At 39.9% G+C, this 16,364-nt stretch carries 10 protein-coding genes and 1 tRNA gene; 7 read left to right on the top strand and 4 right to left on the bottom strand.

The window, feature by feature from the left end; all coding sequences use genetic code 11:
• The first annotated feature begins 689 nt into the window (after positions 1–689).
• The 4 genes from Q0590_RS29090 (at position 690) to Q0590_RS29075 (ending at position 6,465) form a co-directional block, all read left to right on the top strand.
• Positions 690–1,316 (top strand): DUF6436 domain-containing protein, encoded by a 627-nt coding sequence (locus Q0590_RS29090; protein WP_302041167.1) that lies wholly within the window; start codon positions 690–692, stop codon positions 1,314–1,316.
• A 40-nt stretch (positions 1,317–1,356) separates the two neighbouring features.
• Positions 1,357–2,802 (top strand): GAF domain-containing protein, encoded by a 1,446-nt coding sequence (locus tag Q0590_RS29085; protein ID WP_302041166.1) that lies wholly within the window; start codon positions 1,357–1,359, stop codon positions 2,800–2,802.
• A gap of 399 nt (positions 2,803–3,201) precedes the next feature.
• Entirely contained in the window at positions 3,202–5,115 is a 1,914-nt protein-coding gene (locus tag Q0590_RS29080; RefSeq protein WP_302041165.1) for a GAF domain-containing protein, read from the top strand.
• A gap of 162 nt (positions 5,116–5,277) precedes the next feature.
• Complete coding sequence (locus tag Q0590_RS29075) at positions 5,278–6,465, top strand: hypothetical protein (RefSeq protein ID WP_302041164.1); 1,188 nt, start codon at positions 5,278–5,280, stop codon at positions 6,463–6,465.
• A 69-nt stretch (positions 6,466–6,534) separates the two neighbouring features.
• Here the strand turns inward: Q0590_RS29075 and Q0590_RS29070 are convergent, their stop codons facing one another.
• Entirely contained in the window at positions 6,535–7,692 is a 1,158-nt protein-coding gene (locus Q0590_RS29070; RefSeq protein WP_302041163.1) for a zinc-dependent alcohol dehydrogenase, read from the bottom strand.
• A 263-nt stretch (positions 7,693–7,955) separates the two neighbouring features.
• Between Q0590_RS29070 and Q0590_RS29065 the strand changes: the two genes are divergently transcribed.
• Positions 7,956–8,029, top strand: a tRNA-Arg gene (locus Q0590_RS29065).
• A gap of 195 nt (positions 8,030–8,224) precedes the next feature.
• Here the strand turns inward: Q0590_RS29065 and Q0590_RS29060 are convergent.
• The 3 genes from Q0590_RS29060 to Q0590_RS29050 all read right to left on the bottom strand — a co-directional run bounded on the left by Q0590_RS29060 (position 8,225) and on the right by Q0590_RS29050 (position 12,595).
• Complete coding sequence (locus Q0590_RS29060; protein ID WP_302041162.1) at positions 8,225–8,926, bottom strand: ORF6N domain-containing protein; 702 nt, start codon at positions 8,924–8,926, stop codon at positions 8,225–8,227.
• 547 nt (positions 8,927–9,473) lie between these two features.
• On the bottom strand, positions 9,474–9,944 hold the full coding sequence (locus tag Q0590_RS29055) for a helix-turn-helix domain-containing protein (protein WP_302041161.1): 471 nt from the start codon (positions 9,942–9,944) through the stop codon (positions 9,474–9,476).
• Positions 9,945–11,101: 1,157 nt separating this feature from the next.
• The gene (locus tag Q0590_RS29050; RefSeq protein ID WP_302041160.1) at positions 11,102–12,595 is read right to left on the bottom strand and encodes an RNA repair transcriptional activator RtcR family protein; all 1,494 of its coding nucleotides are present in this window, start codon (positions 12,593–12,595) and stop codon (positions 11,102–11,104) included.
• A 153-nt stretch (positions 12,596–12,748) separates the two neighbouring features.
• Here Q0590_RS29050 and Q0590_RS29045 point away from each other — a divergent pair, with 153 nt between their 5' ends.
• Both Q0590_RS29045 and Q0590_RS29040 read left to right on the top strand, forming a co-directional pair.
• Complete coding sequence (locus Q0590_RS29045; RefSeq protein WP_302041159.1) at positions 12,749–13,894, top strand: metallophosphoesterase family protein; 1,146 nt, start codon at positions 12,749–12,751, stop codon at positions 13,892–13,894.
• Between the two features lie 34 nt (positions 13,895–13,928).
• Entirely contained in the window at positions 13,929–16,346 is a 2,418-nt protein-coding gene (locus Q0590_RS29040; protein ID WP_302041158.1) for an AAA family ATPase, read from the top strand.
• Positions 16,347–16,364 lie beyond the last annotated feature (18 nt).

Raw genomic sequence — 16,364 nt, 5'->3', positions numbered from 1 at the left:
CAAACTGCTATAAAATATAAGCAATAATATCAAATCTATGAAATTGTCTGATCTTTGTTTCATGGCTATGAAAGAAAAATACCCCGCACCAGAATATGCTTACCTTAGAGAATTTATCTGACTTCAAAATTTCTCCACCCTTGCTGAAAAAAATTTGGCAAAATTGTATTTTATAAAAATAAAATTGCTTAATTTTTATATATTTAAAGCAAATATGTGGTTACTGTGCTTTTATGCTCGTCTGGAGCAATCATTCATATAGGTAAATACAAGACTTAGTAGAATCCTTATATCACTAAATGGGCTGCAAACTTTGCAGCTCTTTTGTTTAATACACCTTCCTGCTATGTACTTAGACAGGCATTACTTTCTGCATGTTTTACAAAATCCGGTAATTTGTAATATTCAGCCATCTTTTGTTAAACTATATCTACAAATAGCTAATATTTTGCATAATAAGGAAGCATCACAAAATAGCTTGATAAATTCTTTAGAAGTAGGATTTAGATAGCTAGCTATAGATTGCATTACCTTAAAGCCAGCTTACAGGAGTTTATACACAATTGATAGTTAGACCACTACTCATAAACTCTGATTGATTCAAACAAGACTACGACTATTCAGCCATGAAAAAATGGAGGCTAACCAGCCTTTCCTGAAGCCTATTTCCACTATTCTAATCTATTTTCATGAAAGGCAAAATTTTCCTTGTGAGTTTCCTTCTTGTTTTGTCCTTCGGTGGTCTGCTGGCAATCTTCTGGTATCAGGAAAGCCAGTACTTGCTTCCTACACCCGTTCCAAACGATTACCATGCAGTAAATACAGGACAAGCAGTGGAGTTAATTTCATTGCCAGGTATGATACCAGGGAAACCCATTCTTCTGCATTTCTTCAATCCTGACTGTCCATGCTCCAGATTCAACATGGAACATGTCCGGAGGTTAATTAGCCAGTACCAAGATCAGCTTCAAGTTTATGCGGTTATTCATACCGAGGATGAGGATATCACCACTGCTGCTAGTTCTTTTCAGGATCACTATGACTTGCCAGTACCTGTAATTGTAGACAGAGATCATACCCTGGCTAATGCCTGCGGAGTTTATTCTACGCCTCAGGCAGCCCTGATTGATACAAAAGGAAAGCTATACTACCGTGGAAACTATAATAGATCGCGGTATTGCACAGCTGCCAATTCCAACTTTGCCCAAATGGCTATCGACTCCTTACTAGCCCGAAAACCCTCTCCGGTGTTTATGGAACTAGCTACCAGATCTTATGGCTGTGAGTTGCCGGCTAAACTTGTTTTACAGAAATAATTTTTGAGAAAAATCTACTTTATAGACTCATACAAATCTCATGAACAACACTCGTACAAATAAAACAACTTCTATCAACTCGTTTATTCAGGAAATTGACATTAACGCAGACCGGACCATCCAGTACTTTATGGCAGGTTATTATGTTTTTGGTTTTATCCTTGCTTTCTTTTACGATACCTGGCTCATAGCTGCGGCTTCCGGCAGCATCTGCCTATTCATCTATCTGGCAACAAAAACACTCTTACCAGACTCCTATTTACATAGATATGTTGCCAGTGCCGTGCTGGCCGTATTTATGGCACAATTCATATACCAGATGCATGGCCTGTTTGAAATGCACTTTTTTGCTTTTCTGGGTGCCATTCTGTTGGTCGTGTATCAGAACTGGAAGCTACAACTCCCGCTCATTCTATTAGTAATACTGCATCATAGTAGTTTTGCCTACTTGCAATACCTGGGATACAAAGAGATCTATTTTACACAAATGGATTATATGAGTATGCAAGCTTTTATTTTTCATGCTCTGTTAGCTTCGGCCATTGTCTTTGTATGCGGACTTTGGGCTTACCAGTTACGCATACAAACGGTAAACAATGCAAAGAATATGTTATTGCTTCAGGAACAGGTGGAAAATACGCATCGAAGCATTGCTTTTGCCGAAACCATAAGCTTAGGCAATCTGGATACAGAGTATCATTTTTCCACATCCGATGAACTGGGCACTTCTTTGCAGAAAATGAGAAACAGTTTACTGGCTGCCCGGGTAAAAGAGGAAGAAGACAAATTTATTAATATAGGAATGGCTGAAATCGGCCAGCTGCTCCGGATAGCTAACCAACCGCTGGAAGAACTTTCCATACAACTGATCAAGAATATTGTAAAATACTTGCAGGTAAACCAAGGTGGGTTGTTTGTAGTAGAAGGGGATGAAGATCCTCAATTGGTACTAAAAGGCTGCTATGCCTTCGACCGGATTAAGCATCAGCAAAAATCATTCAAAATAGGGGAAGGACTCCTTGGGCAAGTATTGCTGGAGAAAGATAGTTTATACCTTACCGATTTACCACAGAACTATATTCAGATTACCTCCGGCCTGGGTAAAGCAAATCCTACCTGTCTGCTGATTGTTGCTTTAAAGAATAATGAACAGTTGATTGGAGCCATAGAACTGGCCTCGTTTGAAGACATACCTGCTTATAAAAGAAACTTTATGGAAAAGATTGGGGAAACCATAGCAGCTGCCTTATCTACTGCCAGGAACAATCAGCAAACAGCTTCATTGCTGGTAGAAGTTCAGTTAATTAATGAGCAAATGAGATCCCAGGAAGAGGAGATGCGTCAGAATATGGAAGAACTGCAATCCACGCAAGAAGAACTGGAACGTAAAGTATCCGCCTACGAAAATAAACTTCAGGATAAAGATGAACTCATCCGGAATCTGGAATCCAGGCTAACGCAGTTTCCTGGTCAGGAGAACAGATAGACGCTGTTTTGATACAAGTGTAAGAAATATTAAAGGTATGTTTCCTTACCCGCTTCCTGTTTCCGGCACTGATTGCTTCTGCCCTGTCTGGTTGACGTTTACTACCTCAAAAACCATCAATTCTGGTAAGTAGGCCGTATTCTAACCAGTTAAGTTTACTTGATTTATAGAGCAAGCGGATATGGCTAAGGAAAGTTTTTAGGTGGTACAATGTCAGTTTTCAATCCGATTTATGTGTTTACGGTTGAAATACTAAAAGATTAAAACAGGCTTTGAACCCACTGACTCAGGTGGCGGATGGTGTTCTAGGAAGAACTAGTATATTGAAGCGTATTTCCTGTAAAGGAGTTTTTTTACCTGATTTTATACCCTGTCAACTTTACATTTTACAGAAAAAATATGCGTATTACGAATTATCAATTCCGTATCAGTCAAAAAATAATGGGAGGTTTTCTGGCTCTTATCTTTATTTTTATGATAAATGCCACTCTAGGTTTACTCACGTTAAATAAAAGTGCAAATATCATCCGCGAAACCTCCGATATTGTAGACCCATCCAAAGACGCGTTGAATGAGTTTAACCTGTTGGTTTCCAAGTCCAGAATGTATATAACTAACTGGGTATATCTGCGTGCCAACACTGAAGACAAAGAAGCCTTAACGAAACTACACAAAACGGACTATCCGGAATTGAAAGAAAAGATTCAGGAGTTAAAACCCCACTGGACCGCCGAACAACAAAGACAGATAGATTCTGTATTCGCAAACTTTGATCTGCTACTTAACATAGAAAGTGGCATTATGGCTGATCTGAATTCTTTCGACGATTACGAAGATGAAGCAAAAAAATTCAGCAACCAAATGATGATCGACGATGATATTTTACCCAGAACCAGGCAAATATCATCTATGCTGAACAAAATTATTGTAAGTAAGAATGAAGAAAAAAGCCAGACAAAAATAGCTTTATTAAGCTCATTCTCAAACTTGCGTATGGTAAGCTTAACTGCCGGTATTTTATCTGTGGTCATTGGCTTAATTGCCGCCTTTGTCCTGACAAAAACGATTGTGTCGCCGATCAATTATATCCGCAACATCATTCAGAAGCTTAGTAACGGAGAACTTCCGGAAAGCACGAATAAAAGTTTTGCTACCGATGAAATTGGCGATATGGCACAAGCCGTGGACAAGTTAGTGGTAGGTTTGCGTTCTACTTCATTATTTGCCGAAAATATCGGAAACGGGAATTACCAGGCATCCTTTACTCCCTTAAGTGAACATGATGTGTTAGGAAATGCACTGATCAATATGCGGAATAACCTGGAGAAAGTAGCTGAAGACGATAAACGCAGAAACTGGGCTACTGAAGGAGTAGCTAAATTCAGCGAAATCCTCAGACGGAACAATGATAACATTAATAAACTAGGCGACGAGCTTATTTCCAATCTGGTAAAATACATGAAGGCCAATCAGGGAGGCTTCTTTATTGTGAATGATACGGAAAGTGAGCCCTACCTGGAGTTAACCTCATGTTATGCCTGGGACAAAAAGAAATACATAGAGCAGCATATTTATGAAGGCGAAGGGCTCACTGGCCAGGTATGGCAGGAAAAAGAAACCATTTACCTCACAGAAGTACCCCAGAACTATATTACTATTACATCCGGACTAGGAGAAGCCAATCCAAAGAGCATTCTGATTGTACCTTTAAAAGTGAATGATGAAATATACGGGGTTATTGAAATGGCTTCTTTCAATGAGTTTGCTACGTATGAAATAGAATTTATCGAAAAAATTGCCGAAAGCATTGCCTCCACCGTTTCCTCAGTGAAGATCAATGAACGTACCCAGAGGTTGTTAGAAGATTCTACAATACTTACCGAGCAAATGCGGGCTCAGGAGGAAGAAATGCGTCAGAATATGGAGGAACTGCAGGCCACACAAGAGGAGATGCAACGGGCACAAAAAGATGCAAAAGCCAGGGAAAACATTTTTGACCGCACACAATTTATCATTGAATTTGATAACCGGTATAAAATTACCTATGCAAATCATATGGTGCAGTCCTATCTTCAATTTGATACAAAAGAAGTGATAGGCAACTCCATAGAAAATGTATTCAAGCTGCATAACAAGATGGATCAAATAAAGACCAAGCTGAACTTAAATAATCTCTGGTCTGATGTAATAACTGTTAAAAACAGAAAAGGAGAGCATTTGCAGGTGAAAGCGTCAGCAGGGGTAGTAGCCTCCGATAATATCACCGATGGACGTTACCTGATGATTCTGGATGGAATGGAAATAGCGAGCTAACAACAATAGGCTATATCCCCTATTTTCTGCATAAAACTTTTTCAATGGCTGCTCATAAAGAGCAGCCATTTGTATTATATACCTTTTCGGGTAGGTAAGCAATACAACTGTATATTTGAGAAACCCGTACAATAGAATAACACCCTAAAAACCTGTAAAATTATGTCAAATCAACAAAACCCTAATAGGCAATATAAATCCATCAGCGGCGATTTTTATGATGAACTTGAGGCTGCAGCTACGCTCGGTCAGAATTGTGAGATAACCTTCCGCGACCAGGACGGCAGTGAACAAAAGATAATCAGTCCCATCAAGGATTTGTTTACAGAAAGCGGAGTTGAATATGCACGTCTGGAAAACCGGATAATCCCATTAAACAGCATTCTCAGCCTGAACGGCAAACTAGTAGGTGGCGGACCAGTACATACCGAGATACTGGAACAAGACAGAATGCCTGCAGATGCAGACTACATCTCACCGGTAGATGGCCAGCCGCCACACGACCAAACATCTACGTATGATCAGGCTATAGCCAATACAGACATAAAACAAGACACACACGATAATTCCTTCAAAGGAAATATAGGCGACATTGGTAAAACAGGTATTTATAGTGTTGACAATGGGCTGATTGATACCTCTGGGCATGGCTCGGTAGAATCTATACGTCCAGAGACCACTCTTCCGGCAGAACCTATAGAAAGTACCAGTAGGTTACATCAACCGGAAGTAGCAGAAGATACGCTACTGGGGATGACAGAACCCTCTACCCATACACCCACACATCAAGCAGTAATTATTGATACGCCCGATGAGCAGTCAACATCCCCTGTAACGGAGGCAAATGCAGATCAACCTACGAAAGTCTATCATACAGATTCTGATGATTTTGTACATCAATTTACTACTTCTACCTCAGCTTACCTGGTGGCAGAGAATGAGCTGTACCAATTGCAGGCGCATCGGCTACTAAACAGAGTCGACTTGGTTGTGAAACAAGAATGGTATAACCTGCGCGGGAACAGCACACTTGGAGAACATATTTCCAGAATTGCTCCGTTGATGTCGGAAGGTTTTACAATGCTTATTGACTTATCGTCACTTACCCCAGATGCCGATGGGACACTTATGTCTCCGGCGATTGCTAACAAAAATCTGCTGTTCAATGCAGGTCTTGCAAAAGTTGCCGAACTGGTTCCTTACACTTGCGATACACTGGTACATGGTCAGGATTCTATATCAGTAAACTCGGTAAGGCTCCGGTATTTCAAAGACAGAGTACAAGCTGAAAATTGGCTTTCAAGTGACCCTGTCCAGGTTGGAACACCAGATGATATAAGTCTGAACTAATTTAACCTACATACATTACTAAAAAAGGCAGGAAAATACCTGCCTTTTTTTGTTCAAGCTATTGAATTATTAAGGCTTCAATACAACCTTAACACAGTTATCTTGCTTCTTGTTAAAAATATCATACATTTTTGATGCTTGTGCCAGGGGTACGGTATGGGTAATAATGTCATCTAATACAACCTTACCATCTCGTACCAGGCCAATCAAGTGGTCGATGTAGCGTTGTACCCAAGCCTGGCCACCCATCATCCGGATACCTTTATCGAACCACCGGTGCAGCGGAAAATTATCATAGGGTGTTCCATACACCCCCACGACTGTTACAGCCCCTCCCCTTCTAACGGCTTCCAGGCAGTGCTCCAGAATTTTCATAGTTCCTTTTTCTAACTGAACAACGTTTAATGCTTTTTCGGCAAAACTTCTGTCTGCTTCCATGCCTACCGCATCTACACATACATCGGCGCCATAGCCCCCAGTCATATCCCGGATTACCTCTACAGCATTTACCTCCTTTGCATTAATGGTTTCCACCTTAGCAGATTTGCGGGCCATCTCTAATCTGTAGGGCTGAATGTCGATACCAATGACCCGTTTTGCTCCTTGCAGCCAGGCAGACTTCATGGCCATAATACCTACCGGGCCACAGCCAAACACAGCTACTGTTTCCCCTCCCTTCAAACCGGCCCAGTCTATAGCAGCCCAGCCTGTAGGAAAAATATCAGTCAAAAATAAAACTTGTTCATCGGTTAGGTTATCCGGCACTTTCCGTGGTCCATAATCGGCATAAGGAACCCGGACGTATTCTGCCTGTCCCCCGGAATATCCGCCATATAAATCGGTATAGCCGAATAAGGCTGCTCCCTTGCCTGACATTAAATCGCCCTCCGGACCATAATTTTCAATATTTGAGTTTTCGCAATGGGTGGGCAACTCCATGGCACAAAAGTTACATTTGCCACAGGCAATAGGAAAAGGCACCACTACCCGGTCTCCTTTTTTAAGATTTCCCACGCCTTTACCTACTTCCTCCACTATACCCATAAACTCATGACCTAATATCATATTTCTGGGTTGTGGAAACATACCATTGTAAATGTGCAGATCTGAGCCGCAAATAGCTGTAGAAGTTACCCGGATAATGGCATCCCTGGACTCTTCGATCCGTGGGTCTTCTACAGTCTCTACCCGGACGTCTTTGGGTTTGTGAAATACAAGTGCTTTCATAGATGGTTTGACTAAGGAGTGGAACGACTCCTCTGGTTTAAAAGGTGATTGAATTAACTTTGGCTTCCGATGCTTATAGAAGCACAATGAAATTCTCAACGGGGATGTTTGCTATAAGTTGCAATTGCAACTTTGTGGCAAAAAAGCAATGCAGCTGTAGGTTACTGCTTTTCACGTATAGTAGACCGTAATAAGAATTAAACACAATTTCATTGGAAATATTTTTGTTAGTAAAAAGAATCCTGTACTTTTGCTTCCGCATTGGACACGTAGCTCAATTGGATAGAGCATCTGACTACGGATCAGAAGGTTTGGGGTTCGACTCCCTACGCGTCCACTTAAAAGCCCTTAATTTTAGTAATTAAGGGCTTTTTTATTATTAGGTTCCGTTATAGGTTCCGTAAAGTGGAATCAAACTAGCATCAAATAAAGGTAAGCTAATATAGAAATCTTAAGATGGTATTAGCATATTCAAAGCGTTTAAATGATGCTAACTCTATAGATATACTATCTCCTATACATAAAGTTTAATTTAAAACCCAAGTACTTCTTTCAGTACTTGGACATGGTAGGTATTAACCGTTCCATATCTAGCATCATAAACTTTAACAATAGGAATATTTTTGCTGCGGCTGAGTTTACCACATTTTCTACCCAAGGCCTGTGCCTGATCTGTGCGGATATAACGGCTATGGAGTTTATGGTAGCCATTCACCGTGTAGTATTCTTTTTCTGTGATGTCTACCTTAGCCATAATCTCCCGCACATCTTTCTGCAGCGAACCTATCTCCTGTGAATGTTTGGTCAGCTCTTTTTTCTGCTCTACCATCAGTTTTACGGCCTCCAGCAAGAGTTCTTCCTGTGTAGAAGGCAGGTTTAGGGAAGCTGATTTCTTTGCTAGCTGGGTGCGCTGCCGGAAATAGGTCTCTACCAGGAGTTGATAAGAATCCCATGCTTCTTCGGTGCCCAGGCTCTTGACATGGTTGAAGCAGCCTTTTTCCGTCCAAAGAAACAAATTTCGGATTCTGCCGGAAATCTTCAATTCGGGGTACTGGTTTCTGAAATCTTTCAGGGCATCACCCGTCAGCTTGTAGTAATGCACCCCTTCCAGGTAACGTTCTGCATTGTTGTTAAAATTCTGCATCAGGTTATTGATGTTAATGCCAAGCTTTTCGGCCAGTAACTCTGTCGTGATCACAGCCTGCCTGTGATGAGAAATACGATTGTCTGTCATTGTAGTAAATAGAGGATAGAGCTTTAGAATTAATGAAGAGATAAATGAAATATGCCATAGAAAGCCTGCTGCCTGATTTTAAAAAAGCTTTTCAGGCACATTGGCAGTATGGTAGTTGTTCTGTTTTAGTGGGTATATTTTAGTAATGCTATCTATCGATTGATGTAGCAAATTTATACTATACACATGGCAGCTATAGTAGCTTACATGGGCGATATGGGCCTGTTGATGCAGGTATAGCTATTTTATACCTGCAAAAGAGCAGAAATGCATCAGTAATCTGCTCAGACAGGGCAGTATTATCAAAAGAGAAATGCGTGTGGTTGAGGGGCAAAAAGAACCATCTCTGCAATGACAAGCGATTTAGAGGGATTTACCAAGCAAATCTATCTCACTGCTTAAAGTGCAAAAGAATACCCTGATAGTGCAAATAGGAAGTGTGCAAATTTGCCCTAAAAAGCCACTCTTTCCCAGCTTAAGGAGGGAAGACCAAAAAGATGAAATTAAGAGATAATGATCGGATGAAAAGGATCCAATGAAGGAGTTACTACTTTAGCTGTTTGCCTTTAGCCTTATAACCTCGCCTGGCTTTTTTGGGCATCAGCTCAAGATTGAGTGTTTTAAGCAGGTGCCATACACCTGCCTGTGTATATCCTACCTGATACTTTTTTAGCAAGAACTCCTGTACCTGCTTGAGGCTACGGAAATAGCCACTTGTTACTCTTGCTTCAATATGTAATGCAGCACTTGTCAACTTCAGGCGGCTATTTTTCCCCGGTTTGAGGCAAATAAGGGCTATATCCAGACCAAAACGTTTATACTCTCTCCACAGGCGCCTAGCCTGGACTGCACTGATGCCAACGAGGGTGGCGGCTTCTTCCATGTTTTTCGCCTGTCCGCTTTTTAGCAGTCGCAGTACTTGCAGACGCTTAAGCAGCACTACCTCTTTCTGCTTTTGCTCCAGTTGCCTGAGTTCCTCTACGGATTGGGAAATAAGTTCCTGATAATTGACATACATAATTACTGATCAAAGTTATTTAATACACAAAATACAACTGATCATAATTACTTAAAAAATTAAGGTTTCAGCCTATCTGATTTAGGTAAGAAACAACGTTTTAAGCCTCTCTCTTTCTCTTAATCTGTTACAAAATTTTTACTATGATCCTGGTAAAAGAATGTCCAACATTTCGAATCGATTTATAAAAGAAGAAGCAGATTTTTTATTTTTTGGACTCGTACGACAGACAGAAAACATGACCGGTTTTCCTATACTTAGCATAGGGGGGTATAGCTTCCTATTCCCTTTTCTCTATAGCATATAAAAAATTTTTTGGGAGATATAAAAATTTTTTTCTACTAAGAAAGCTCTTACACTATCCTGAGGTTTATTCCTTACATATATGATTCTCATTATACTCTACCCGAACAGTATCGGTAAGGAAGGAAAAAACCGAAGGAGAGGGAAGAGCCACAATAGGGATAGTATTAGCAAATACTTTTCTTATAAGTAATTGATAATCTTTTTACTAAAAGCTCTACCAGTCTATTAGACTCACTACAGGAGTGAAAATATTCACGGCAGGAGTGTACATTTTTATGCGTGAAAAAATTATAAATAGAATAAGCAAATAATTAAACCAATTATTTGCTGCTAAATATTACAGATAAAGCACAATTATTATTTATCCTAATAATTAGTATATCAGCATTTAACAATTAACCTATATTGGTTAAGTTATTAGTACTCTATATAAATAAATCTAAGCACACTCAAACAACTTTTAACAGGTAAGTTCTTTTCAAGTAGCATTATTTTCTAACTTCAGACCACTTTGTGCAGCTTAAATACCTTTCATATTAGCTATAACTCTCATGATCATCTAAGCTCCTAGTTGCATTCAATAATATTTTGCTATTTTCTTTTACTATCTCCGTATCCTGTCTGATTTGTAGCATAATATCATTCATAATTTGGATGTTATGATCCTGCTTTTTGGATATTTCAGCAATAAGTTCAAATATTTTCGCTTCGTTCATCATATGATAGTATGTGTTATTTGAGGTAAAAAAGAATTTTTTTACGTATCAGGAGCACCCTTGAGTATAAAATCATTAGCTATCTTATTTCATTCTAATTTAATTATACTATTCAATTTTAAAAAATTATAACAATCAGCTATCAAATACAGTGCTTTCCAATAATTTATATTTTTTCAATAGATTACTTAAGGTTTTTTCTGTGCAATCTAGAGCAAAGGCTGTCTGCCGCTTGTTTCCTTTTTTCAGGTGAAGCACTTTTATAATATGCTCTTTTTCTACATCTTCTAATTTTAATGAGTACTCACTTTTAGGCTGACGAATCCTGTGGGGCAAATCTACATACTCCACTTCGCGCTCATTGAATACATACAATGTATCTACTAAATTTTCCAGCTCACGAACATTACCGGGAAATGGGTACGACAGTATATGCTCTTTAGCCTTTTTGCTTAGCTTAAGCGTATGCGCCCGGCCATACAGACTTCTTTTTACGCTGATAAAATGATCTAATAATTGCTCTACTTCTTGTGGGCCTCTTTCCTGCAAAGAGGGCAATTCCAGTTCTGCTACAGCCAAACGGTAGAACAGGTCCCACCGGAAATCACCTTCTGTACACATTTTTTCGAGATTACAGTTGGTGGCAGCTATCACCCGCACGTTCACCTTTTTTGGTGTACCTCCAATAGGTGTAATGGTTTTGTTTTGCAGTACGCGTAATAATGATTGTTGCATGAAGGAAGAGATATCTCCTATTTCATCCAAGAATACGGTGCCACCACTAGCTTGCTCAAAAATGCCGGCATGCTTGGCAACAGCCCCAGTAAAGCTGCCTTTTTCATGGCCAAACAATTCAGAACCCAGTAGTTCATCAGAATAAGCCGCACAGTTAACAGACAAGTAAATATTATTCTTCCGTGGAGAATGCTTATGTATAAACTCAGCCAAATGCTCCTTGCCGGTACCAGTAGCCCCTCTGATGAGGGTAGTTACATGGTCAGTTTGAGAAATAAGTAAGGCATTTCTATAGACTGGCTTAATGCTGGGCGCTAAAACATAGTCTCCATCATAATCTGACTTTCCTTTCTCTCTTTGCAGTATCGTATCTTCTTTTATCACTGCACTAACAGGTGTAGCAGATCTATCCACCTGAATTTCCAACAATTCAGGCATATTATCTTTTTTACTGGAGAAACGGCCGGGTCGGGTCTGAAGAAGCCTGGTTTTAAGATTCAGAGACTGATGGCATAGAAACCAGCTAACCTGAATCATAGAAGCTCCGGGAGAGAAGAATATATCAATATCCCTATCTTTCTTGCTTAACAGATAAGATTCTATCTTGCCTTTTACCTCATGCAGATTTATGGGATCATTAATATTTAAGCAACAACTCTCAATACTCCTATTAGGAAAAGTTGTGAGCAACTTGTTCAGTAACAACACCGCCCAGTTTTCATCTTTCTGAGCAGTATATAAAATTATATGCTCATCATAATTCTCATTAGAATAAAAATATTGATGAAATGTATAGTTAGGCCCTAATTCTGATACCTCTTTTAAGCTATTGCCTTTTTCGTCTTTAACAAAATCATTTATATATCCCATCCAGGATAGAAGAAGCTTTGCCATGTCTGTAGATTTACAGCCAATATAGTAAAAACCACTATATCATAGAATATTTTACTATATCAAACTATCAAATTTTCAAATATAGAGCCTTTTTCTTATTGGCCTGTTTTTGGCATAAGAGAAATCAACTATGTTTTAATAAACTCTACCCCTATGCTTAATTCAAAAGAAAAGTCCTCTATTAGAATCATTCACACTGCTGATAACCACATCGGTAAAAAGTTTTCCGGAAGATACTACTCCCCTTCCCATCAGGAAAGATTAATTCAGGAAAGGTTCGAAGCCTTGGAACGAGTAGTGGAGAGTGGAAATGAAAGGCAGGCCCACTTTCTTGTAGTATCCGGTGATTTGTTTGAGAGTTTGCATGTAAAAGTTTCGGATATCAACGCCACTGTGGCTATTCTCAATAAATTCAAAGGAGAAGCCATACTAGTATTGCCTGGCAATCATGATTTCTATGAGAGCAGTTCCGATGGCCTCTGGGGAAGGTTTATAAGTAAATTGTCAGACGACAAAATTGTTGTACTGAAAAATTATGAGCCACTAGAGTGTGAAATAGAAGGAAATAAGGTTGTTTTTTATCCTGCTCCTTGCAGAAGTAAACATAGCTCTACACACACTATTGACTGGATTATTGCAGCCGAAAAAGATACTGATGCCATCAATATTGGTATAGCACATGGAAATGTAGAAGGCAGAGGTTTTCCGGGGGACAAATACTTTAATATGACCTGTGAAGAACTTGCGAGTGCTAATATGGATTTATGGCTGCTTGGGCATATTCACGTACCTTACCCGCTTAAAGCACAAACTGCCAACCCAGGTTTTTTCTATGCTGCTACCCATACTCCCGATGGATTTGATTGCCGCCATGGTGGATGCAGCTGGTATATAGAAATCAATAAGGAAAAAGCCATCTATATGGAGCAGGTTAATACCGGTCAACTACGCTTCCATACCTTATCTTTTACTCTCAACAATCATACGGATATTGACAGCTTCATTCATACCATGGAGCAGCTGAACCCGAAAGGTTCTCTGGTAAAACTCTCCTTGAGTGGAAGAATGAGCCAGGATGATATAGTCTATTTGCGGGAGGTAATTCATAAGTTAGAAAAAGAGATTTTTTATCTGGAAATAGATAACCGGGTAGACCTGAACATTGATGAGGCTTACATCAATACCTATTATTGCTCAGGTACCCTCCCCTTCCAGCTTTTACACAAGCTTTCAGCAAATACTCAGAATGGTCTGGCTCTGCAACTTGCTAACCAACTGATTGAGCAACTGAAAAAATAAATTAATCTATTTCAAACTCTTACTACTCCATACTATGATCATCAAGAAAATTACTACTGCTCCTTTTGCTGGAATTGTAAATTGTAGCCTCAGCTTTACCTCTTCTCTGAATGTAGTTTTAGGGCCCAATGAGGCTGGTAAAAGTACTTTCCAGAAAGCCCTCTGGTTTGCTCTGTTTGTACCGACTAATCTTAAAGCGAAAGAGTTTCAGAAAATCAAGTCTAAAATGATACCTGCACGAGGTGGCGACTATGCAGAAGTTGAAGTAGTTTTTGAAGTTAATAATCAGGAGTATATTTTGAAAAAACGTTGGGGAGCTGCACATGAATCCTTGCTGCAGATGCCTGATGGAAATAAACTGAAAGATGAGGATGGAGTATCTGCAAAATTGGCACAATTGACTGGATTGAATAAAGCCACTTACAGCAACGTATTTTTCACCTTTCAATCTAAGCTGGGGCAGACAGTAGATGAATTGAAGGCATCTGCAGAAGTGCAGCACGACTTATCCAATGTACTCCGGAATGCCATTATAGCACAGGGAGGAGTAAATATAGATCATCTGACTAATGAGGTTGATCAGCTTATATATGACTATGAACTTAACTGGGATTTCAAGCTCAATAGGCCGATGAATGGAAAAGACGTAGATAATCCCTATAAGCGGGATGTTGGTAAAATTTTACAATCATACTATAAGTACCGGAGCCTTGAGTTGCAACTGAGTAAAACTATTGCTTATGAGAAAAAGATGGATGCTCTTATATCTGCTACAGAGGGAATTGCTAGTAATTTAAAAGGAACAGACGAGTTTCTGAAAATGAATGCAGGAGCATTGGCAGACGCCAAAGTCATAGATAAGCTTAACCATGAAATAGAAAAAGCCATATTTACCAGAGACACTTTGCGAATAGTGCTCAAAAAGTGGCCTGAGTTATTGGCGAAGCAAACTTTTGAGAAGGAAAGCATTAAACGCTTAACAGCCGATATTGATCAACTAACCGCTGAGCAAAAAAACGCCCGTCAAAGAGAAGGAGCCGCTGCATTGCTTGAGAAGCACCAGTTGGCTGCAGCAAAAATGGAAGATCTACAGCAAGCTACTACCCTACTTAAACAGTTGCCTGCCATCACTGAAGATGTGTGCCAGAAAGCAAGGGAGCTGGAATCTCATATACAGCACATACGCATTGAACTGGAAGCCCAGAAGTTGCATATAGGGATAGAGGCAAAAGCTGCTGTTGAAGGCAGCTGGAAATCTGGCGGTGAACCAGAAAATTCCTTTCAGTTACAGCTAGGACAAATTATACAAAAAGAGGCTGTTGGTGCTTTTTCAATAGATACAGACACTTTGTCACTATGGGTAAAATCCACGGCTATTGGCACAGAACAGTTAATGGCTGATCTGGATAAGGCAAACTCAGCATTGTCTCAGTTACTTTTTTCTTACCAGGTGAAATCCGTTACGGATTTACTAGTTTGTGCCAAAGAATATAGTCAAGCCAGGGAAAAAGTTGCAAATACTCAACACGTGTTAAAGGCTATTCTGAATGGCAGCACCTTTGAGGAGATAAGCGCCAGAGTTGCCCAAATAAATACCCTGCCACATACTAGAAGTTCACAAGATATACAAAAACAACTGGACCGATGCAACAGGGAACTGGGATCTGCCAGAAAGTCGGTTATGGAGATAGAAGACAATTTAAAGATGTACGAAAAAGAACATGGTAACCAGAATGAGGTATTGGAGAAAGGCTTAGCCAATAAGCAAAAACTAGATGAACTGCATAAAGCCCAACAGCAGATTACTCCCCTACCGGCTGGCTACTCCAGACCGGAAGCGTTAATTGCCGAATATGAAAGGATAGAAAAGCTGCAAAAGGAACTCCGGATGCATTACAATGGGCAGCTTATAGCTAGAAAGGAACAGGAAAAGGAAGAACCGGCTTTTAGCAGCGCAGAATTGGTGGCAGATCTGGAACTTGCCAAAGCGGAATATGCACGAGTGGTAGACGAACACAAAGCTTATTGTACAATCCGCCAAGAATTAAAAACAATTCTAGACTCTATCCATTCCCAGACTTTCAATCCCCTGTATGACCGCACCAAAGTGTATCTAAGTGAACTGACCTGCGAGAAATACACCGAACTTGCAATGGAGGAAACCATACCGGTAAGTATTGGAAGTAATGGCTCCGCACTCCCCACAGACCTGCTTTCCAAAGGAACCACCGATTGCCTGGCTCTAGCATTACGCTTAGCCATGGCTGAACACCACTTGGCTGGCCGGAAAGGTTTTCTGATACTGGATGATCCGTTGGTAGATATGGATGCCCAGAGGCAAGGGGCAGCAGCTTCTGCGCTGAATAAATATGCTCAAAGCCAGCAAGTGATTATTTTTACTTGTCATTCTGTAAATGCTGAAGAGTTAAAAGGAAATACTATCAAAATTTAGAGGTTATCATAATATAAA

This window comes from Rhodocytophaga aerolata, from assembly GCF_030503435.1.
Classification (GTDB): domain Bacteria; phylum Bacteroidota; class Bacteroidia; order Cytophagales; family 172606-1; genus Rhodocytophaga; species Rhodocytophaga aerolata.
Note: the sequence above shows the minus strand (reverse complement) of the source record. Positions and strands in the feature narration are given on the sequence as shown.